At 73.9% G+C, this 19,565-nt stretch carries 19 protein-coding genes and 1 tRNA gene; 10 read left to right on the top strand and 10 right to left on the bottom strand.

All coding sequences use genetic code 11. The features are described 5' to 3' along the window. Window positions 1–48 precede the first annotated feature (48 nt). Window positions 49–1,014 carry an NAD(P)H-quinone oxidoreductase gene (locus BEP24_RS07405; RefSeq protein WP_065961911.1) on the bottom strand — a complete coding sequence of 322 codons (966 nt, stop codon included), beginning with the start codon at window positions 1,012–1,014 and terminating at the stop codon, window positions 49–51. Window positions 1,015–1,124: 110 nt separating this feature from the next. On the opposite strand from BEP24_RS07405, the gene BEP24_RS07400 reads away from it, so the two are divergent. Continuing rightward, window positions 1,125–1,535 (top strand): hypothetical protein, encoded by a 411-nt coding sequence (locus tag BEP24_RS07400; protein ID WP_065961909.1) that lies wholly within the window; start codon window positions 1,125–1,127, stop codon window positions 1,533–1,535. A 109-nt stretch (window positions 1,536–1,644) separates the two neighbouring features. On the opposite strand, the gene BEP24_RS07395 is transcribed toward BEP24_RS07400, so the two are convergent. Continuing rightward, window positions 1,645–2,520: an aldo/keto reductase gene (locus tag BEP24_RS07395; protein ID WP_065961907.1), complete on the bottom strand. Its 876-nt coding sequence runs from the start codon at window positions 2,518–2,520 to the stop codon at window positions 1,645–1,647. A gap of 311 nt (window positions 2,521–2,831) precedes the next feature. Between BEP24_RS07395 and BEP24_RS07390 the strand changes: the two genes are divergently transcribed. Continuing rightward, window positions 2,832–3,689, top strand: coding sequence for a hypothetical protein (locus tag BEP24_RS07390; protein ID WP_065961906.1), 858 nt, complete (start codon window positions 2,832–2,834; stop codon window positions 3,687–3,689). A gap of 46 nt (window positions 3,690–3,735) precedes the next feature. Here BEP24_RS07390 and BEP24_RS07385 read toward each other — a convergent pair whose 3' ends face one another. The 3 genes from BEP24_RS07385 to BEP24_RS07375 are packed head-to-tail and all read right to left on the bottom strand — an operon-like array spanning window position 3,736 to window position 6,412. After that, entirely contained in the window at window positions 3,736–4,980 is a 1,245-nt protein-coding gene (locus tag BEP24_RS07385) for an FAD-dependent oxidoreductase (protein WP_065961904.1), read from the bottom strand. A 43-nt stretch (window positions 4,981–5,023) separates the two neighbouring features. Then, window positions 5,024–5,530, bottom strand: a complete 507-nt coding sequence (locus BEP24_RS07380; protein ID WP_065961902.1) for a DUF6264 family protein — start codon at window positions 5,528–5,530, stop codon at window positions 5,024–5,026. A gap of 9 nt (window positions 5,531–5,539) precedes the next feature. Next, the gene (locus tag BEP24_RS07375) at window positions 5,540–6,412 is read right to left on the bottom strand and encodes a CoA ester lyase (RefSeq protein ID WP_065961900.1); all 873 of its coding nucleotides are present in this window, start codon (window positions 6,410–6,412) and stop codon (window positions 5,540–5,542) included. A 158-nt stretch (window positions 6,413–6,570) separates the two neighbouring features. Between BEP24_RS07375 and BEP24_RS07370 the strand changes: the two genes are divergently transcribed. Genes BEP24_RS07370 through BEP24_RS07360 form a run of 3 tightly spaced genes read left to right on the top strand, consistent with a single transcriptional unit; the run spans window position 6,571 to window position 11,470 of the window. Continuing rightward, entirely contained in the window at window positions 6,571–10,428 is a 3,858-nt protein-coding gene (locus BEP24_RS07370; protein ID WP_083230179.1) for an ATP-binding protein, read from the top strand. Further along, window positions 10,425–10,865 (top strand): hypothetical protein, encoded by a 441-nt coding sequence (locus tag BEP24_RS07365; RefSeq protein ID WP_065961896.1) that lies wholly within the window; start codon window positions 10,425–10,427, stop codon window positions 10,863–10,865. Before BEP24_RS07370 ends, BEP24_RS07365 begins: the two co-directional genes overlap by 4 nt. Before the next feature lie 20 nt (window positions 10,866–10,885). Continuing rightward, window positions 10,886–11,470, top strand: coding sequence for a CDP-alcohol phosphatidyltransferase family protein (locus BEP24_RS07360; RefSeq protein WP_065961892.1), 585 nt, complete (start codon window positions 10,886–10,888; stop codon window positions 11,468–11,470). A 277-nt stretch (window positions 11,471–11,747) separates the two neighbouring features. On the opposite strand, the gene mscL is transcribed toward BEP24_RS07360, so the two are convergent. The 3 genes from mscL to BEP24_RS07345 all read right to left on the bottom strand — a co-directional run bounded on the left by mscL (window position 11,748) and on the right by BEP24_RS07345 (window position 13,278). Then, a complete protein-coding gene (gene mscL / locus BEP24_RS07355) occupies window positions 11,748–12,248 on the bottom strand; it encodes a large conductance mechanosensitive channel protein MscL (protein WP_065961890.1) in 501 nt (166 codons plus the stop codon). 75 nt (window positions 12,249–12,323) lie between these two features. Beyond that, on the bottom strand, window positions 12,324–12,692 hold the full coding sequence (locus BEP24_RS07350; protein WP_065961888.1) for an FmdB family zinc ribbon protein: 369 nt from the start codon (window positions 12,690–12,692) through the stop codon (window positions 12,324–12,326). A 1-nt stretch (window position 12,693) separates the two neighbouring features. After that, on the bottom strand, window positions 12,694–13,278 hold the full coding sequence (locus BEP24_RS07345) for a 5-formyltetrahydrofolate cyclo-ligase (protein ID WP_065961886.1): 585 nt from the start codon (window positions 13,276–13,278) through the stop codon (window positions 12,694–12,696). A 114-nt stretch (window positions 13,279–13,392) separates the two neighbouring features. Here BEP24_RS07345 and galU point away from each other — a divergent pair, with 114 nt between their 5' ends. From galU to BEP24_RS07325, 4 genes are all read left to right on the top strand, one after another. Then, window positions 13,393–14,283 carry a UTP--glucose-1-phosphate uridylyltransferase GalU gene (galU, locus tag BEP24_RS07340; protein ID WP_065961884.1) on the top strand — a complete coding sequence of 297 codons (891 nt, stop codon included), beginning with the start codon at window positions 13,393–13,395 and terminating at the stop codon, window positions 14,281–14,283. A gap of 89 nt (window positions 14,284–14,372) precedes the next feature. After that, window positions 14,373–15,035 (top strand): GNAT family protein, encoded by a 663-nt coding sequence (locus BEP24_RS07335; protein ID WP_065961883.1) that lies wholly within the window; start codon window positions 14,373–14,375, stop codon window positions 15,033–15,035. A 140-nt stretch (window positions 15,036–15,175) separates the two neighbouring features. Next, the gene (locus BEP24_RS07330) at window positions 15,176–16,279 is read left to right on the top strand and encodes a hypothetical protein (RefSeq protein WP_065961882.1); all 1,104 of its coding nucleotides are present in this window, start codon (window positions 15,176–15,178) and stop codon (window positions 16,277–16,279) included. 129 nt (window positions 16,280–16,408) lie between these two features. Beyond that, window positions 16,409–16,484, top strand: a tRNA-Ala gene (locus BEP24_RS07325). Between the two features lie 80 nt (window positions 16,485–16,564). Here BEP24_RS07325 and BEP24_RS07320 read toward each other — a convergent pair. After that, window positions 16,565–16,948 carry a hypothetical protein gene (locus tag BEP24_RS07320; protein WP_065961880.1) on the bottom strand — a complete coding sequence of 128 codons (384 nt, stop codon included), beginning with the start codon at window positions 16,946–16,948 and terminating at the stop codon, window positions 16,565–16,567. A gap of 75 nt (window positions 16,949–17,023) precedes the next feature. Between BEP24_RS07320 and BEP24_RS07315 the strand changes: the two genes are divergently transcribed. Continuing rightward, window positions 17,024–18,064: an amidase domain-containing protein gene (locus BEP24_RS07315; RefSeq protein ID WP_141693388.1), complete on the top strand. Its 1,041-nt coding sequence runs from the start codon at window positions 17,024–17,026 to the stop codon at window positions 18,062–18,064. Window positions 18,065–18,264: 200 nt separating this feature from the next. Here the strand turns inward: BEP24_RS07315 and BEP24_RS07310 are convergent, their stop codons facing one another. Continuing rightward, the gene (locus BEP24_RS07310; protein WP_171898749.1) at window positions 18,265–19,500 is read right to left on the bottom strand and encodes a hypothetical protein; all 1,236 of its coding nucleotides are present in this window, start codon (window positions 19,498–19,500) and stop codon (window positions 18,265–18,267) included. Window positions 19,501–19,565 lie beyond the last annotated feature (65 nt).

Below are 19,565 nucleotides of genomic sequence, written 5' to 3'. Positions count from 1 at the left end.
CGCCCGGCCCGCTCGCCCGGCCCGGCCCGCTCGCCCGGCCCGGCTCGCTCAGATCGTGAGCAGCACCTTGCCGACCACCTCGCCGTCGCGGATGCGGCGGTGCGCCTCGGCGGCCTCGGCGAGCGGCACCGTGCTGTCCACCACCGGGCGCACGCTGCCGTCGGCGACGAGCGGCCAGACGTGCTCCCGGACCGCGGCGACGATCGCGGCCTTCTCGTCGGCCGGTCGTGCCCGCAGGGTGGTGGCGCTGATCGTGGCGCGCTTGCGCATCATCGCGCCGAAGTCGAGCTCGCCCGTCGAACCGCTGCCGGCGGCGATCACCGCGACGTGGCCGTTCGGCGCCAGGACCGCGAGGTTCTTCGCCAGGTAGTCCGCACCGACGACGTCGAGGACGACGTCCACGCCGCGACCCTCGGTGAACGCCAGGGTCCGCTCGACGAAGTCCTCACTGCGGTGGTCGACCACGAGGTCGGCGCCGAGCTCCTGCGACGCCCGGACCTTCCGCTCGCCGCCGCTCGTCGCCACGACCCGGACGCCCATGGCCTTCGCCAGCAGGACGGCGTGCGAGCCCATGCCGCCCGTGCCGCCGTGCACGAGCAGGGTCTGCCCGGCGCGGAGCCCGGCGATCATCCCGAGGTTCGACCACACCGTGCACGCGGCCTCGGGCAGGGCGGCCGCCTCGACGAGGTCGACGCCGTCCGGGACGGGGAGGACCTGCGTCGCCGGCACCGCGACGAGTTCGGCGTACCCGCCGCCCGACAGCAGCGCGCAGACCCGGTCGCCAACGGCGAACCCCTCGACGCCGTCCCCGAGCGCGCGGACGGTGCCGGAGACCTCGAGCCCGAGCACCTCGGACGCCTCGGGCGGCGGCGGGTAGTTGCCGGCGACCTGCTGCAGGTCGGCGTTGTTGACGCCCGCGGCGGCCACCGCGACGAGGACCTCGCCGGGGCCCGCCACCGGGTCGTCGTGCTCGTCGAGTCGGAGTCCGCCGTCGTGTGCCGTGATCGCGTGCATCCCTCGACCGTACGCCGGACCACGGAACCACCTGTGCGTCCGCCATGTACCGTCGGGGACGATCCGCGACCCACCGGGGGGAGCGCGGGCACGAACCAGGGGGACACAGCATGTCCAGGAAGACCATCGCCATCGCCACCGCAGCACTCTCCGTGGTCCTGCTCGCCGGGTGTTCGGCGGGCGGCCCGTCGAAGGCCGAGCAGTGCCGTGAGTTCTCGAAGACCGTGCAGGACGCCGCATCGGGCGTGCAGTCGTCGGCGGCCGACCTGCAGTCCGACCCGGGTGCAGCGCTCGACCGGCTCAAGGAGCTCGACGACAAGATCGACCAGGGTGTCGACGAGCTCGAGGACGCCGACCTCAAGGAGAAGGGTGACGCGTTCAGCGAGGCCTACGGCGACATGGTGGACGCCATCGAGGACGTCTCCGAGGACCCGGGGTCGGCCGACGTGTCGGCGCTCACCGCCTCGAGCCAGAAGGTGCAGTCGACGGGCAGCGACTTCCAGAAGGCCTGCACGTCCTGACGGCAGGTGTGGTCGCGAGCCGAGCCCGCGACACCGCCGCACCGGAACACCACGACGCCCCGACCCCGCACGAGCGGAGCCGGGGCGTCGCGGTGTGTGCGTCCCGGGGTCAGGCGGACCGCTGCGCCGCGTCGAGCCGGGCGACGTCCTCGTCGCGGAGCTTGATCGTCGCCGCGACGACCGAGTCGAGGATCGACTGCGGCCGCGAGGCCCCGGGGATCGGGACGACCACGTCGCTCTTGTGCAGCTCCCACGCCAGCGCGACGACCTGCGGCGACACGTCCCGCTCCCGCGCGACGATCGCGAACTCCTCGAACGCGGTGCCGAGGTCGCCGGCCTTGGCGATGCCGCCGAGGGGGCTCCACGGCAGGAACGCGATGCCGAGCTCGTCGCAGAGCTGCAGCTCCGCCTCGCTCGAGCGGAACGCCGGCGAGAACTGGTTCTGCACCGAGGCCAGTCGCCCGCCGAGCACCTCGTTCGCGGTGCGGATCTGGTCCGGGTCGGCGTTCGAGATGCCGGCCATCCGGATGACGCCCTCGTCGAGGAGCTCCGCGAGCGCCCCGATCGAGTCGGCGTACGGCACCGCGGGGTCCGGCCGGTGGAACTGGTACAGCCCGACGGCGTCGACGCCCAGGCGCGCGGCCGAGGCCTTCGCCGCCTCCTTCAGGTACTCGGGACGGCCGTCCTGAGCCCACGGCCCGGCCTCGGGTCGCAGGTGTCCGCCCTTCGTCGCGATGAGCACGGCGTCGGTGTCCCCGTGGAACTCGTGCACCGCCTTCGCGATGAGGGTCTCGTTGTGGCCGACCTCGTCCTTGCCCGCCTGGTGGTAGGCGTCGGCCGTGTCGATGAGCGTCACGCCCGCCTCGAGGGCTGCGTGGATGGTGGCGACGGACTGCCGCTCGTCGGGCCGCCCCTCGATGGACATGGGCATGCCGCCCAGACCGATCGCGCTGACCGACACGTCTCCGATGACTCGTTGCTTCATGCCGCCAGCATGCGCCCGGCCGTCCGGTGGACGTCCAGTCTGCGCACGGCCGGGAGGCGCGGTGCGGGTCCGCCGGTCGGCTCGCGTCCGGCACCGGTCGGGTCGGGAGGCGCGGTGCGGCTCCGCCGCTCGGCTCGCGTCCGGCACCGGTCGGGTCGGGAGGCGCGGTGCGGCTCCGCCGGTCGGCTCGCGTCCGGCACCGGTCGGACCGGGAGGCGCGGTTCGGGTGCGCAGGTCGGTCTGCGCCCGCCGGGTGCCGGCTGCCGGTGGCACCGGTCGCCGGCTCGGTACCCGTGGGTAGCATCGGCGGCATGGCGTTCCGATGGTGGCGACGACGGCGTGACACCGACACCGCAGGGACCACCCGCGCGGGGTCGGAGCAGGGGGCCGACGAGACCCGGTCGGACGACGCTGCCGGCACCGATCCCTCCGCCGCCCCGGTCGCCCCGGCCGCTCCGACAGCCCGGGACACCCTCGACCCGGCGGCGCTCGCCGCGTCCGTCGACGCCCTCGTCCTGCCGGGCTTCACGTCGTTCGACGACGTCGTCGAGCAGGTCGTCGAGGAGCACGAGGACGACACCGACGACCTCGACGCGCTGCGCGACACGGTCGAGCAGGTCGTCCGGGCACGCTGGGCCGCGCGCCTGCTCGACCAGCGGGACCGCCCACCGGGCAGCGGCCAGTACGACCGGCTGCGCGAGGCGTTCGACATCCTCCGGCAGCAGGGGTTCGTCGCGGCGATGGCGACCGGGGTCGACCAGGCCGACGGGATCGCCGCGTGCGAGGACGCCCGCACCTCCGACGGGACCGCGGAGGACGGGTCCCGCGAGTGGGCGTACGTGTTCTTCCACGAGCAGGACGCCGAGCGGCTGGCCGAGACGCCGACGACCCTGCACCTGTCGTACGGCGCCTTCCGGCACGCACCCGACCTCGAGCCGGACCACGTCGCACTCGCCGAGCAGTCGCTCGACGGTCGTTCGGCGCTGCGGCAGCACAGCCGGGTGAGCGCCGCCGTGGCGGTCGTCGCTGCGCTCGCGGACCACGGGCTCGACGCCACGTGGAGCGGGGACCCCTCCGAACGCATCGCCGTCCGCGTGGACCGGTGGCAGAAACCGCTCCCGGCTGCGCCGTCCGAGTCGTCCGGGCAGGACGGGGCCGTCGGGGCCTAGGCGCGCGCCGCGGTCCGTCCACGCGCCACGGCCGACGCCGCTGCGGTCAGCGCCGTGCCCACGGCGGGGCGTGCTCCGGCAGCGGTCCGAACGCGACCGCCCGGGCGTACGCCCACCGGGCCGGTGGCACCCAGCGGGCGAGGAAGACGGGCAGGAGCGGTGGTCCGCCCGCCGTCCGCCCGGCGAAGGCACGCTCGAACACGACCCGGTGCAGGAGCCGCTGCGCCGCCTGCACGGCCACGGTCGGCGGGGTCCGGCGTCGCTGGACGGCGCGCAGCACCGGGTCGAGCGCCCGTCCGTGCAGCCCCCGACGGAGCGCGGGCACGAGTGCAGTGGCGGTCGCGACCGCGTCCTGCACCGCCAGGTTGATCCCGACCCCGCCCGCCGGGGACATCGCGTGCGCGGCGTCCCCGATGCAGAGCAGCCCCGGCCACCACCAGCGCCGCAGCCGGTCGAGCCGCACGTCGAGCACGTGCACGTCGTCCATCGACCGGATCGCGCCCACCCGGTCGGCCAGGTCCGGCCGCAGCCGCGCGACGGTCGCTCGGAACGCCGCCACCCCGGCGGCACGCAGCGCCGGGTCCGACCCCTTCGGCGCGAAGTACGCGACCTGGTGGTGGTCCCGCCGGGGGAACGCGAGCAGGACGTCACGGCCGTCGAACGCGGGGACCAGTGCGGCGCCGTCGTCGCCGGCGCGGCGGGGCAGCCGGAACCACCACGTGTCGAACCCCACGCGGAAGCACCGCGGGCGGAGCCCGGCGGCGGTCCGCAGCACCGAGTTCCGTCCGTCGCAGGCCACCACGACGTCGGCGCGCAGCTCCTCGGGACCGCCCCCGTGGCGCGGTTGCAGGTGGACGCCCGTGACGACCCCGTCCTCGACGATGGGCCCGCTCGCGGCCGTGCCCATCGAGATCGTGAACGACGGTTCCTCGCGGGCGGCGGTGGTGAGCAGGTCGAGCAGGTCCCACTGCGGCACCATCGCGACGTGGTCGTACGGTGGACGCAGCCGCGAGAACTCCCCGAGCACCACGCGCGAACCGTCCGGGCGGGGCAGCGACAGGTCGTCGAGCCGGGTCTGCGGCAGCGCACGGAAGCGCTCCCCGAGCCCGAGCTCGTCGAGCAAGCGGATCGTCGAGGCGTGCACGGTGTCGCCGCGGAAGTCGCGGAGGAAGTCGTCGTGCGACTCGACCACGCGCACGTCGACACCGCCGCGGGCGAGCAGCAGGCCGAGCACGACGCCGGCGGGACCGCCGCCGACGACGGCCACGGTCGTGCGCGACACGGTCACCATGCGCGGCAGGCTACCGCCGGGCGGCGCGTGCGTGTCGGGCCGGTCAGGCGGGCGCCGACGCCGTCGCGTTCCCCGCGGTCCCGGTGCTCCCGGCACCGTCGGCCGCGTCGGCGAACACGACCCCGCCCCACGCGATGCAGGCCACCGCGAGCACGAAGCCGATCGCCGCGATCCACCACGACGAGCGTCGGCGCACCCAGGCCCCGACCGCGAGGACGACCGTGGCGACCCCCACCACGAACGAGCCACCCGCCGCGATCGCCGCACCGCCGAGGTACCCACCGGGCGAGCACCCCGTCGCCGCGTCGCACGAGGTCGTCGCCGAGGCCACCCCGATCACGCCCACGACCACGGTGACGACGGTCATCACCGCGCCGAACACCAGCAGGAGGACGGTCGACACCCGGTCGGCGATCTTCGCGGCCGGGAAGAGCGTCGTGCCGCCGCGCTCCCAGGCCGTGCGCCGTGCCTCGGCGTCGCGGTCGTGCTCGGGACGCGGGGCACCGGGAGCGGACTGCGGCGGACCGCCGGGGACGTTCGACCAGGTCATGGGACCGTCCTACCGCGCCTCGACGCCGAATGCCCTGGCGAGCCGCTGGATCTTCTGCGCCCGGCCGAGCCGCGGCAGGTCCGAGCCGTCGCGGATGACCTGGCCGCGCGCCTCGAAGTCGTCCAGGAAGTCCTGCGCCCAGGCGACGTCGGTCGGCGTCGGTGAGATGACCTCGTTGATGACCGGCAGCTGCTCGGTGTCGAGGCAGAGCTTGCCGGTCAGGCCGAGCGACACCGCGACCTGGGACTGCTCACGCAGGATCGCGTGCGCCGAACCGACCGTCGGGCCGTCGATCGGGCCGGGCAGGTCGCCCACCCGCGACGCCACGACCAGGCGGGACCGCGGGTACGCCATCGCGAGGGTGTCGGCCGAAGCACCCGTGTCCCGGCGGTAGTCGCCGGAACCGAAGGCCAGACGGAACGCGCCCTGGGCCTTGGCGATCGACGTCGCCTCCTCGATCCCGAGCGCCGACTCGACGAGCGCGATCACCGGCGTGTGGCCGCCGAGGCGGTGCCACGTGTCGGTGACCTGCGCGGGGGACTCGGTCTTCGCGAGCATCACGCCCTGCAGACCCGGGAGACCGCGGAGCTCCTCGACGTCGTCGGCCCAGAAGTCCGTCGTCACGTCGTTGATCCGCACCCAGGCCTCGCCGCCGCCGGCGAGCCAGGACGCCACGGTCGCGCGGGCGCCGGGCTTCGCGGCCGGATCGACCGCGTCCTCGACGTCGAGGATGATCTGGTCGGCACGTGAGCGCTGGGCCCGCTCGAAGCGGTCGGCGGCGGTCCCGGGCACGAGCAGCCACGAGCGGGAGATCTCGGCGGGGACCGATCGACGCCGGTTCGGCGTGGGGGCGGACTCAGCGGTGCGGTCGTCGATGGCCATGCCCCGTTGGTACCACATCGCGCGATGCCGCCGCCGGACCACCCCGGCGCTCCCGCCGGAATCCCCGAAACCCGGGTCGTTGGCCGACGCGCCGGTCGCTTCCGCCTACAGTGTCCGATGTGTGGCGAGCGGACAGGACGAGGGGCGACGAGGGCGGCGTGGACGGCGACGCCCCCGCCCGCGACGGCGCCGCGGCCACCGACGACCGGTCGGGGGACGACCGCGCGACGAGCGGACAGCCGCGCAGCGGCGGACCGGCAGGGGACCGACGGGACCAGCAGGAAGAGACCGCCGTGACGGACGAACCGGACCGCACCCTGCGACCGGAGCTGCAGCTCACGAGTCCGCAGGCCATCAGCCTCGGCGACCCGCGCCTCCAGGCCGGCAACGCCGCCGAACCCGCGTGGGACGCCTGGCGGAAGCAGCTGACCGGGGTCGGCGGCACCAGCCCGCTGATCCACTTCAGCGACCACCCGCGCGCACGCATCGAGCTGTCGACCACGCACCCCGGTGGTCTCGCGCAGTTCATCACCGGCAAGACCACCCTGCTGTCGAGCCTCATCCGCGACGAGGTGGCGCTCCGCGCCGCCCGCGTCGCGGCGGCCCGCGTCGAGGAGAAGGGCACCGAGCTCGCCACCGTGCGCGGCATCGACGCCGTGAAGCTCGGCATCGGCATGGCCGACTGGCAGCACGGCGACGAGCACTTCCGCGGCCCGGTGCTGCTCCGCCCGCTCGCGATCCGGCGCCACGGCCGTGACTTCGAGGTCCGGCTGCTCGGCGAGCCCGTGCTCAACCCCGGCCTCGCCGACGCCCTGCACGAGCAGTACGGCGTCATCCTCGACGCGCAGTCCTTCGTCGCGCTCGCCCAGCAGGACGGCTCGTTCACACCGAACCCGGTGATCGACCGGCTCCGTGGCCTCACGGCGCACATCCCGGGCTTCTCGGTGCACGCACGCCTGGTCGTCTCGACGTTCGCCCAGGTCGCCGACGGCCTCGTCGAGGACACGGGCGACCTGTCCCACCCGGTGCTCGACGCCCTCGCCGGCAACCCGAGCGCGAAGTGGCAGGTCGAGCAGTCGTACCACCCGGTCGAGCAGACCCCGTCCGACGAGCGCAGCCCCGAGACCGACACGCTCCTGCTCGACGCCGACGACGAGCAGGAGAACGTGATCGCGCAGATCACGGCCGGCAACTCGATCGTCGTGAAGACCCTCCCGGGCACCGGCGGCACCCAGACGATCGTCAACGCGCTCGGCGGCCTCGTCGCCGCGAACAAGCGCGTCCTCGTCGTCAGCCCCCGCCGCGCGACCCTGCGCGGGATCGCCGCACGCTTCGCCGAGGTGCAGCTGCCCGGCGTCGCCGTCACGCCCTCGACGCTCCGCCGTGACGTCGTCCGCGCGATCGCCCGCAACGAGAAGGCGTCGCGCCCGAACCTCCGCGAGGTCGACGACGCCCTGGTCCGGCTCCGCAAGGTGCTCAAGGACTACCGCGGCTCGCTGACCCGCGTGCACCCGGAGTTCCGGGTGTCGGTGCTCGACTGCCTGGTCGAGCTGTCCCGACTGTCGCTGCTGCCAGTGCCGCCGTCGACGACCGCCCGGTTGTCCGCGACCTCGGTGACGAGCATGGTCGAGGGGCGCTCGCGCGTCGCCGAGACGATGGTCAGCGCCGCGAACCTCGGCGAGTTCCGCTACGGCCCCGACGACTCGCCCTGGTACGGCGCGAAGTTCGGCTCGAGCGACGGGGCGCAGCGTGCGCACCGCACCGCGCAGGACCTCGACGCCGAGGGACTGCCGACGCTGCTCCGTCGCGCCCAGGACCTCGTCGCCTCGACGCACATGCGGCAGTTCACGACGATCAACGAGCTCGGCATCTACCTCCGCCTGCTCACCGAGATCCGCGACACCCTCGACCGCTTCCTGCCGGTCGTGTTCGACCGGTCCGTCTCCGAGCTCGTCGCCGCCACCGCCCCGCGCGGCGAGGGCGCCCCGATGTCCTCGACGAACCGCCGCCGGCTCAAGAAGCTCGCCCGCGAGTACGTCCGCCCGGGCGTGCACGTGTCCGACCTGCACGAGGCGCTCACCCGTGTGCAGCAGCAGCGCGTCCTCTGGCAGCGCTACGTCGCCGCCGGCGTGAACCCCGAGGTGCCCACCGGCATCGGCGACGTGCAGGTGCTGTTCTCGAACGTCGTGCAGGACCTCGCGCGCCTGGACGAGCCGCTCGGCCGCACCTCCCGCGAGTCCCAGCTGGCCAACCTGCCGATCGACGAGCTCGTCCCGACCGTCGCGCGCCTGGCCGAGGACTCCGACGTCCTGCACAACCTGCAGGAGCGCACCGAGCTCATGCAGACCCTGCGCGACCTGCAGCTCGAGCCGCTGTTCACCGACCTCGCCAACCGCCACGTGCCGGACACCCAGGTGCCCGCCGAGCTCGAGCTCGCGTGGTGGCAGTCCGCCCTCGAGACGATGCTCGAGTCCGACCGGGCGCTGCTCGGCGGCAACACCGACATGCTCGACCGGGTCGAGGCCGACTTCCGGCTCGTCGACGACGCGCACGCGGCCGGGGTCTCCCAGGGCCTGGCGTGGCAGCTCGCCGAGAACTGGAAGGTCGGGCTCGTCGACTGGCCGGACGAGGCCGCCGCGCTGAAGACGCAGCTCAAGGAGGGCGCGATCACGTCGCGCCTGCTGCAGGACTCCGCGCCGCACCTGTCCCGGTCGATCGCGCCGGTCTGGCTCGCCTCGCCGTACGAGGTCGCCGAGATCGCCGACACGATGCCGTTCGACACCGTGATCCTGGTTGACGCCGGGGCCGTCACGATCGCCGAGACCGTCGGAGCCGTCCGCCGCGCCCGCCAGACCGTCGCGTTCGGCGACCCGGTGACGCAGACGCCGTCGCCGTTCCGGATCGCGGTCGACCCCGACCACCGTGCGCTCCAGGTCGACGAGGGCACCCTCGACGCGCTGCACGCCGACTCCGCGCTCGCGAAGCTCTCCACGCTGCTCCCGACGCTGTCCCTGACCCGGTCGTACCGTGCCGGTGGCGAGGACCTCGCCGAGCTCGTGAACCGCCGCTTCTACGGCGGTCGCATCGAGTCGCTGCCGTGGGCCGGGTCGTTCCTCGGCCACGGCTCGATCGCGATCGACTACGTCAGCGACGGCAAGGCCGTGCCGGACCCCGAGTCCGGAGCGGTCGAGAGCGTCGACGCCGAGGTGGACCGCGTCGTCCGGCTCGTGATGGAGCACGCCCGCACCCGGCCGACCGAGTCGCTCATGGTCATCACGGCCTCCGCGAAGCACGCGGTCCGCGTCGAGCAGGCGGTCCTGACCGCGGCGCAGGGGCACAAGGACCTCACCGAGTTCGTCATCGGCGACCGCGCCGAACCGTTCATCGTCGCGACGCTCGAGCAGTCGGTCGCCCAGAGCCGCGACCGCGTCGTGTTCTCGATCGGCTACGGCCGCACCCCGCACGGGCGGGTCCTGCGCGACTTCGGTGCCCTCGGCAAGCCGGGCGGGGAGCGGCTGCTCGCGGTCGCGATGACCCGGGCCCGCCGCTCGATGGTGATCGTCACGTGCTTCCAGCCGTCCGACATCGAGGCCGAGCGGATGGGCCACGGCACCGTCGCGCTCGCGGAGATCCTCGCCGAGGTCCGGGCACGCACCACCGCCGAGTACGTGCCGGACGACTCCGACCCGCTGCTCGTCGACCTGGCCCGACGCCTCGAGATGCGCGGCATCCCGGTCGCGCTCGGGCACCGCGGCAAGCTCGGGCTCGTCGCGGCGCACGGCGGCGTCTGCGTCACGATCGAGACCGACGCGTCGCTCGTCCGCGGTTCGCTGCGCGAGACGCTGCGCCTGCGGCCCGAGGTGCTCCGGCGTCTCGGCTGGCACTACGTGCGCGTGCACGCGTTCCAGCTGTTCTCCGACCCGGACCGCGTCGCGGACACCGTGGCGTCGGTGCTCGGCGTCGACCGTGGCGCCACGCAGGAGATCTCGATCCCGCCGGTCCCCGCTCGCCGGTGACCGGGACGCACGGCGACGGAGCACCCGGCGACGGGCAGCTCGACGACGGGCAGCTCGGCGACGGGCAGCAGCGCAGCGCGCAGCGGCGGCGCGGGTCGCGTCGCGCGGCGCGGGTCGCGGGCCCGGTGACGCCGGGCACGGACCAGCTGGTGGGCACGTGGACGCGAGCCGACGACGCGACCGCAGCCGCGCCTCCCGTCCCGGGTGCGGCTGGCGGACCGCAGGCCGACGACGCGACGGAGGCAGCGCCTCCCGTCCCGGATGCGGCTGACGGACCGCAGGTCGACGGCCGGCCGGGAGGCGCGACCCGGCCCCGCAGGCGGGTCACCACCCAGCCGGTGCCGGGCAGCGACCCGGCTCCCGCACCGGAGCCGCCGCGGCACCGCGCGGGGGAGAACGACGACCAGCTCCTCCGCGACGTCCCGCCGCACTGGTGAGCCGGGTAGCCTGGCACGCGATGACGAACACCGTGCGGGAGCGCCCCGACTGGCAGACGTGGCCCAACCTGATCACGGTGGTCCGCTTCCTGCTGATCCCCGTGTTCATCGGGCTCGTGGTCGCCCACCACTCGGGGTGGGCGCTCGTGACGCTCGTCGTCCTCGGGGTGAGCGACTGGGCGGACGGGTTCATCGCCCGCAAGTTCGACCAGGGGTCCAAGCTCGGCAAGGCCCTCGACCCCATCGCCGACCGGCTGGCGATCATCGCGATCGTGCTGTCGCTCGTGCTCGTCGGGCTGCTGCCGTGGCCGAGCGTCGCGATCATCGTCCTCGTCGACGCGGTGCTGGCGCTGCTGTCCGGGCTGTGGTTCCGCGGCGACCCCGACCTCGACGTGACCTGGACGGGCAAGATCCGGTCCGCGCTGCTGTTCGTCGGCCTGCCGCTGCTGCTGTTCTCGTCGACGTCGTTCGCGGCCGACCACGACTGGGTGCGGATCCTCGCCCTCGTGTTCGTGTGGGCCGGGACCGTCGGGCACGTGGTCGCGGGCGTGCAGTACGTCCGGGCGCTGTCCGCGAAGCACCGCCTGGCGACCCGCACGGCCTGAGGGCCCGGCGGTCCGGCCGCTCGCGACGTGCGCGCCGCTGGGGACGGCCCGCGGGCCGCTGCTGCCCGTCGCCGTCGCCGTCACCGTCCCGCCGCTGCCGACGCGGGTCGCGACCCGGCGCGACGTGCTCGCGCACAACGGAAAGCCGTTCGCACCACGGATTCCCGTGGTGCGAACGGCTTCTGGTTGTGCGAAGTGCGAGCGCGAGCGGTCGCGAGCGGTCGCGCGCGGCCGCGAGCGCGCGCGACCGCGACCGCGACCGCGACCGCGCCGCGCGCTACAGCTTCGTCGTGCCGCTGATCCCCGGGCCCTCGGGAGCGGTCGACGGCGCGATGTGCGCACCGCCACCCGTCCCGACCGCGCCGCCGTTCTGCGACCGGAGCAGGTCGCGGATCTCGAGCAGGACCTCGACGTCGGTCGGCGGGACGTCCTGCGGCGTCTGCTCCTGGTCGTTCTTGACCCGCTCGAACGCGGCCTTCCGGAGGTGGTTCACCGGCAGGACGAGCGCGAAGTACACGACCGCCGCGACGATGACGAAGTTGAGCACGGCGCCGATGATCGCGCCGAAGAGCAGCTTCGCGCTGCCGCCCGAGGTCGTCGGGATCGCGACGATGAGCGCCTTGTCGAGGCTCGACGCGTTGAACACCGCACCGATGAGCGGGTTGATCAGGCTCGTGACGATCGCCGTGACGATGGCGGTGAACGCAGCACCGATGACGACCGCGACTGCGAGGTCGATCACGTTGCCGCGGAGCAGGAACTCCTTGAACCCCTTCACGGGACTCTCCTTCCGAAGGTCGGACCGCCGCCGGTCGGCGACGCCTGCGACCCTACCGAGGAGCAGACCGCGAGGTCAGGAGCCCGCGGGAGCGGCGGGCTTCGACGACGTGGACGCCGCCGGCTTCGACGCGCCCGACGACGAGCCGCCGGCCGACGACGAGCCGCCGGACGACGAGCCGCCGGACGACGAGCCACCCGATGACGAGCCCGCCTCCGACGACGAACCGGACGACGAACCGCCGGCCGAACCGGACTCCTTCGGCGTCGTGCGCGAGTCGGTGCGGTAGAAGCCACCGCCGTTGAAGGTCACGCCCACCGGCGAGAAGACCTTGCGCAGCTGCCCGCCGCACACCGGGCACTCGGTGAGGGTGGCGTCGGAGAACGACTGCTTGATGTCGAAGGCGTTGTCGCAGGCGGTGCAGCGGTACGAGTAGGTGGGCACCCTAGCTCCGGAAGGTGATGATGCGCGACGGCGTGATGATGCCGTCGACGGGTTCGTCGTGGGCCTCGCGCGGGACCTCGTCGAGGTACTCCGCGTCGAAGATCACAGCATAGACGGGCGGCCGGTTCGCCATGGACCCGAGCGTCTTGTCGTAGTAGCCCCGGCCCCAGCCCATCCGGCAGCCGTCGTGGCCGACCGCCGCGGCCGGTGCGAGGATCGCGTCCACGTCGCCGAGCGCGAGCGGGGACAGCACCTCGCCGACCACCTCGGGCATACCGTGCAGGCCCTCGCGTTCGGTCACGCCGTCGCCGACCGCCCAGTCGAGCAGGCCGTCCTCGCGGGTGACCGGCAGCAGGACCCGGACGCCCTGCTCGTGCGCCCAGGTCAGGAAGGGCCGGACGTCGGGCTCGTCGGGCGCCGACAGGTAGAGGGCGATCGAACGGACCTGGCGTTCCTCGACGAAGCGCTGCAGCGTCGTCGTCAGGGCCGCGCGCTCCGCGTCGCGCTCCGTCGTGGTCCGGGTGCGCCGGCGCTGCCGGAGCTCGGCTCGCAGGGCACGCTTCTCGTTCCCGAGGTCGGCGGTCATGGCGGTGAGTCTAGCGAGCGCTCCGGTTGCGGCTTCCCGCCGTGCTCCGGGGGATCCCGTGTCCTCCGATGAGACGACATGCCTGATCAGGGCCGGTCCGATAGGTTCCTGGACATGGGCTTCCAGATTTCCAAGGCGGTGATCCCGGCCGCTGGGCTGGGCACGCGCTTCCTCCCCGCCACCAAGGCGATGCCGAAGGAGATGCTGCCGGTCGTCGACAAGCCGGCGATCCAGTACGTGGTCGAGGAGGCCGTCGGTGCCGGTCTCACCGACGTCCTCATGATCACCGGCCGCAACAAGAACGCGCTCGAGAACCACTTCGACCACGTCGCCGAGCTCGAGGAGACCCTCAAGAAGAAGGGCGACCACGAGAAGCTCCAGAAGGTCAACCAGTCGACCGACCTCGCCGACATGCACTACGTCCGCCAGGGAGACCCGCTGGGCCTCGGCCACGCGGTGCTCCGCGCGAAGATGCACGTCGGCCGCGAGCCGTTCGCCGTGCTCCTCGGTGACGACATCATCGACGCGCGTGACCCGCTGCTCCAGCGCATGATCGAGGTCCAGGGCCAGAAGAACGCCACGGTCGTCGCGCTCCTCGAGGTCCCCGCGGCACAGACCCACATGTACGGCATCGCCACGGTCGAGGAGACCGACACCGACGACGTCGTGAAGATCACCGGCCTCGTCGAGAAGCCGCCGCAGGGCGAGGCGCCCTCGAACCTGGCCATCATCGGCCGCTACGTCATCCGCCCCGAGGTCTTCGACGTCCTCGAGAAGCAGGAGCCGGGCAAGGGCGGCGAGATCCAGCTCACCGACGCGCTCATGAAGATGGCGGGCGCCGAGGAATGGACGGGTGGCGTGTACGGCGTCGTCTTCCGTGGACGTCGGTACGACACCGGTGACAAACTCGACTACATCAAGGCGATCGTGCAGCTCGCCTCGGACCGCGATGACCTCGGCCCCGACCTCAAGGCGTGGCTCAAGGAGTTCAACGCGGGCGAATAACCGACCCCGTCGCGAACGGGTCCGGGGACTCCCCGGGCCCGTTCGTGCATCCGCCCGGCCGACCACCGGGCACCGGAGGAACCACAGCGATGACGACGATCCCGACCCTGTCCCACGGGCGGGTCACCATCCGGCCCCTCCGCCTCCGTGACACCCGCGACCTCGACGTCGCGCTCGCGTCGAACCGCTCGTGGCTCCGCACGTGGGAGGCCACGAACCCCTCCGGCCACGTCGCGACCGACGTCCGCGGCAGCATCCGCGCGCTGCAGGCCAACGCCCGCGCCGGCCTCGGGCTGCCGTTCGCGATGGAGCTCGACGGTCGCTTCGTCGGGCAGCTCAACGTCTCCGGAATCAGCTACGGCTCGCTCGCCAGTGCCTCGATCGGCTACTGGGTCGTCGAGGGCGCCGCGGGCCACAACGTCACCCCGATCGCGGTCGCGCTCGCGGTCGACCACTGCTTCCGGGTCGTCGGGATCCACCGGATCGAGATCTGCATCCGTCCGGAGAACGCGCCGAGCCTGCGGGTCGTCGAGAAGCTCGGCTTCCGCTACGAGGGCCTCCGTCGGCGCTACATCCACATCAACGGCGACTGGCGCGACCACTTCTGCTTCGCCCTCGTCGCCGAGGAGGTCCGCGAGGGCGTCCTCGACCGCTGGGTCGCCGGACGCGTCCCGGCCGGGGCCGGCAGCGTGCCGCTCGCCGCACGCGACGAGGCGGCCGTGCCGCTGGACACGCGACCCCGCATCGGCTGACGCTCCGCAGGGCGCGACCCGTCCCGACGTGCCGGTGACGGCCGGGAGGCGCGCCCCACCACCGCCGGTTCGGTCGCGACTCGCGCAACACGCGACCGGCAATCACCCGACGGGGGAACCCGCACCCCTACCGTGTCCCCATGGCAGGTATCGGCTCCTGGGGCGGCGGCATCGTCCTGCTCATCGCGGCCGTGCTCTGGGTCGTCTACCTGATGCCCTCGTGGGCGGCCCGTCGGCAGTACCTCGCCACCGAGCGCAACGCCATCCGACTGCAGCAGACCCTCCGCATCCTCGCGCAGACCGCCGAGCTGCCGGACGAGGTCCGCATCGAGATGAACGCGAAGTCCCTCGCCGAGGCGCAGCGCGTCGCCCGGTCCGAGGAGGCGAAGCGCGCCGCCATCGTCCGGGCGCACGAGGCCGCCCGGCAGCGGGAGATCACCCGCCGCCTGGCCGAGCAGCAGCCCCAGCTCGAGCGGGTGTCGTCCGTCCCCGCGCTGACCGCCCGGCGGATGCGCCGCTCCCGGCTCGGCGCGACCCTGTTCGGTGCCGTGGGGGTCGTCGTGGCGCTCGTCGTGTTCGTCGCCGCACCCGCGCTCTGGCTCCTCGGGGTCGCCGGGCTGCTCGCCGCGGGCGGGTCCGCAGCGGTCCTCGCGCAGCTGCACCAGGTCGCCCATGCGCGGAAGGCGCGGGCCGCAGCCGGCGCTGCGAAGGTGAGCCGCGCCTCCCGTCCGACGTCGACGTGGACGGACCCGGCGCCGCCCCTGTCCACCGAGCAACCCGCCGAGGCCGCGCGCGACCGCAGCTGGACGCCGGCCGGTGTGCCGAAGCCGCTGTACGTCGAGCGGCCCGCGGCACCGGCGCCCTCGCCGGAGTCCTCGGCCGAGCTCGCCGCGCGGCTCCGTGAGCGCGTCGCCGAGGCGAAGGCGGCGGCCGAGGCCGAGGCGGCCGCGATCCGCGCCGCCGAGGCCGACCCGACGCTCGCCCGGGTGTCGCCCATGCGCCCGGACGTCGAGGAGGCCGTCGCGTCGCTCTCCGCGCACGACCAGGGGCGCCTCGCGGAGCGGCTCGGGCTGCGTGCGCCGTCCGGGGAACAGACCGCGACCCCCACTGCCGCGACCGGTGCCGCCACGGCACCGGAGCCGCCGGCCGCCCCGAGCCGGTGGGCGGGCATGGGCGTGATCGACGAGGACGCGCTGCCGCAGGCCGACCTCGACGCGATCATGCGCCGCCGTCGCGCGGTCTGAGCCGTCCGGACCTCCCTGCCGTCCCGACCTGCCCGCCGTCCCGGCCTGCCCGCCGTCCCGCGGCACGCCCGGACGGGCGGTGTGGATTTCGGTTCGCGCGCTCCGTGGTGCTAGTGTGGTCGAGCACTTGGGGCTATGGCGCAGTTGGTAGCGCGTCTCGTTCGCAATGAGAAGGTCAGGGGTTCGAATCCCCTTAGCTCCACCAAGCAGCACGACGAAGGCCACCCCGCGGGGTGGCCTTCGTCGTTGCCGGGTCCGCCGTCCGGGCGGGAGCGGACCCGTGGGTCAGCTCGCGACGCTGTTCGTCAGCACGCCCGCCTGGCTCAGCTCCGCGTGGATGGCGTTCGCCGCTTGCTCGAAGGCGCGGTTGCCCCGGGCGATCCCGATCGCACCGCCCTTGAGCGCCGACTTGCCGGACCCGCGGATGAGCCGGGCGACGGTCGAGCCCTCGGGCGTGACCATCACCTGCACGTCGAGGCGGGTGTGGAACGTGCGGTCGTTCGCCAGGCCGCCGATGAGCAGCGTCAGGCCGAGGCTCCCCCGGGTGGCGAGCAGCGTGCCCTGGTCGCCGTCGGCGACGGAGTAGCCCTCGCGGACGAGTGCGTCGCGGACGCGGGCTCGGGTGGACTCGGGGTCGGCGGCGACGAAGAAGTCGTGGCTCTCGGGCATGGTGTCTGATCCTTCCGGTGGTGAGCGGGTTGCTGCCAGTGATCCTGCCCCACCGTCGCCTACCCTGGACAGGTCATGACTTCCTCGTTCACGCGTCGTTCCCTCTTGTCGCTCGTCGGCGTCGCCGGTGTCGGTCTCGCCGTGGCGGCGTGCTCGCGGGACGGGGGCGATGCGGAGTCGTCCGACGGCCCGTCCGGTGCCGCGTCGACCGCGCCCGGCAGCGGACGGGCCCGGGCCACCGCCTCGGGCGTCCAGCCCGCGCAGGTCCCGCTCGCCGGGGGCGTCCGCGTCACCGTCGCCGGGACCGGCCTGGCAGCGGTCCGCGGGGTCACGGTCGGCGGGGTCCCCGCGCGCGACGTCGAGGCCACCGCGACGAAGGTCACCTTCACGGCCCCGCACCAGGCGATGTACACGGCCGGCGCCGCACCGGTCGCGCTCTTCACCGAGGCGATCGCCCCGGTCCCGTCGGCGAACCGGATGTCCGACGGCAACGGCAGCGCCGCGAACGACGGCCAGTCCGGCTCGGTGCAGGGCGGTGCGAGCGCCACCCCGACGCCGACCGCCGCGGCCGTCCCCGACGCCTCGGCCGCGGTCGCCACGAGCTCGCTGACCTACGCGGCCCTCACCGCCGTCGACCGGCAGCTCGAGTACGCGATGGCGCACTGGGAGGACTACAACCTCGCCGAGTACGGCACCATGAACCCGATCGGCGGCGACTGCGCGAACTTCGTCAGCCAGACGCTGATCGCCCGCGGGTGGAAGCAGCGTTCCGACTGGTACAACCGGGCCGGTGGCGCGCAGCACTCGGCCACGTGGACGTACTGCCCGGCGATGGACCCGTGGCTCACCGCGAACGCGGCGACGTTCGGCCTCACCCGGCGGTCGCTCGACGAGCGGAGCAAGGTCAAGGTCGGCGACATCGTGTTCTACGACTGGAACGCCAACCGGTCGCCCGACCACGTGACGATCGTGTCCGAGGTCTTCACCGAGCCGGACGGCACCGTGCGCATCAAGTCGGCGAGCCACAACCAGGACGGCCCGTACCGCGACCTCGACGAGATGATCACCGTGCAGCACCCGGGCGGCACCGCCTGGTTCCACACCTTCGACGCGTAGCCGTCGCCAACGGCGCAGGCGGCGGCCGGCCGGTCGGGTCGGCCGGCGCCGGTGCCGGCCGGCGCCCGTGCCGACCTCCGCACAACCGGGAGCACCTCGCGCCACGCAATCTCGTGGCGCGAGGTGCCTTCTGTTGTGCAGATGCACCTGACACCACGCGCGCGCGGCCGCGCAACGACGCGTTCAGGACCCAGCAGCGCTCAGGGGTACCCGAGGAACCACAGCAGCACGACCGCGACCGCCTGCAGGCACACCCCCGCCACGAGCCACGACACCGCCCGCCGCCGCGTCCCCGTGAACGCATCGGCCGCGAACAGCGGTGCCGTCGGCATCAGGAGCCGCGGCAGGCTCTGCTGCGGCAGGAACACCGCGACGAGGTACAGCGCGTACGCAGCCGTGAACGACACGACCTCGACCCCGAGCGCACGGACGCCCCGGCGGGTCCAGAACCACACCGCCCCCGCGAGCACGACCACCACGAGGACGATCCCGGCCGGCCCGAGCCACGTCCCCGCCATCGTGAACCACGGCGTCAGCGGCGCGAAGTGCTGCCGCCCGACGAACCCGACCCACCACGACAGCTCGGTCTCGAGGTACGCGTCCGGCCGTCCCGTCGCCGCGGAGGCCACGAACGGCCACGCGAGCCCGGCCGTCGCGGTCACCAGGCCTGCGACGACGACCGCCACGACGTCGCGGACGGGCAGCGCACGCCGTTCCACCCGCCACCGCACGACCAGGTGCACCGCGAGCGCCACCGCGAGGGCGAGGACCCCCGGCTTCGTGAACGCCGCCACCAGCCCGAGCGGCAGCACGACCCAGTACCGCCGACGCACGAGGGCGAGCAGCGCACCGAACAGCAGCAGCAGGAACGTGCTCTCGGCGTAGGCGACCTGCAGCAGGAACCCGGTCGGGCCGAACGCGAACAGGGCCGTCGCCCATCGGGCCCGTCGCCCGTCGGCGACCGCGGCGACCAGCCGGTACAGCACGACGCACGCGCCCGCCCCGGCGAGCGTCGCGACGAGCACCCCGGCCACCCAGAACGACCCGCCGACGAGGGGCTCCACCGCCCGCGCGAGCGCGGGGAACACCGGCAGGAACGCCCACGGGTTCGGCAGCACGTGCCCCGCGGCGTCCGTCGGCAGCGTCGTCGGGTAGCCGTGCTCGGCGATCGTCCGGTAGGCCGACGCGTCCCAGGACCCGAGGAACGACCAGAACGTGCCCTCGCGACGGTACGACGCGAACCGCCAGCCGTTCGCGGTCGCGGTGCCCCAGACGGCGAGGAGCAGGACCGTGCTGACCACGCGGGAGGCCAGCCACACGGCCAGGGGCGCGGTCCACCCGCTGTGGCGCGCCTCCAGGACGCTCGTCACCACGCGTCGGACGCGGGTCGGCAGACCCGGCCGGGAGGCTCGGGTCGGCTCCGCCAGGTCGGTCACCGACCGATCCTCCCACCTCCACCGCCCCGGGCGGCCCGTGGCCTGTCCGGTCGCCGCCCGTGTCC

Source organism: Curtobacterium sp. UCD-KPL2560, from assembly GCF_001705035.1.
Taxonomy (GTDB): Bacteria; Actinomycetota; Actinomycetes; order Actinomycetales; family Microbacteriaceae; genus Curtobacterium.
The sequence above is the reverse complement of the archived record's forward strand: the minus strand, read 5'-3'. Positions and strand labels throughout refer to the sequence as shown.

Bases quoted from the DNA above. Each gene is read 5' to 3' on its own strand.
- BEP24_RS07375 (WP_065961900.1), bottom strand. From the start codon at position 6,412: ATGGCCATCGACGACCGCACCGCTGAGTCCGCCCCCACGCCGAACCGG.
- BEP24_RS07330 (WP_065961882.1), top strand. From the start codon at position 15,176: ATGGCAGGTATCGGCTCCTGGGGCGGCGGCATCGTCCTGCTCATCGCG.
- BEP24_RS07335 (WP_065961883.1), top strand. From the start codon at position 14,373: ATGACGACGATCCCGACCCTGTCCCACGGGCGGGTCACCATCCGGCCC.
- BEP24_RS07405 (WP_065961911.1), bottom strand. From the start codon at position 1,014: ATGCACGCGATCACGGCACACGACGGCGGACTCCGACTCGACGAGCAC.
- BEP24_RS07395 (WP_065961907.1), bottom strand. From the start codon at position 2,520: ATGAAGCAACGAGTCATCGGAGACGTGTCGGTCAGCGCGATCGGTCTG.
- BEP24_RS07390 (WP_065961906.1), top strand. From the start codon at position 2,832: ATGGCGTTCCGATGGTGGCGACGACGGCGTGACACCGACACCGCAGGG.
- galU (WP_065961884.1), top strand. From the start codon at position 13,393: ATGGGCTTCCAGATTTCCAAGGCGGTGATCCCGGCCGCTGGGCTGGGC.
- BEP24_RS07315 (WP_141693388.1), top strand. From the start codon at position 17,024: ATGACTTCCTCGTTCACGCGTCGTTCCCTCTTGTCGCTCGTCGGCGTC.
- BEP24_RS07345 (WP_065961886.1), bottom strand. From the start codon at position 13,278: ATGACCGCCGACCTCGGGAACGAGAAGCGTGCCCTGCGAGCCGAGCTC.
- BEP24_RS07360 (WP_065961892.1), top strand. From the start codon at position 10,886: ATGACGAACACCGTGCGGGAGCGCCCCGACTGGCAGACGTGGCCCAAC.
- BEP24_RS07320 (WP_065961880.1), bottom strand. From the start codon at position 16,948: ATGCCCGAGAGCCACGACTTCTTCGTCGCCGCCGACCCCGAGTCCACC.
- BEP24_RS07380 (WP_065961902.1), bottom strand. From the start codon at position 5,530: ATGACCTGGTCGAACGTCCCCGGCGGTCCGCCGCAGTCCGCTCCCGGT.
- BEP24_RS07385 (WP_065961904.1), bottom strand. From the start codon at position 4,980: ATGGTGACCGTGTCGCGCACGACCGTGGCCGTCGTCGGCGGCGGTCCC.
- BEP24_RS07400 (WP_065961909.1), top strand. From the start codon at position 1,125: ATGTCCAGGAAGACCATCGCCATCGCCACCGCAGCACTCTCCGTGGTC.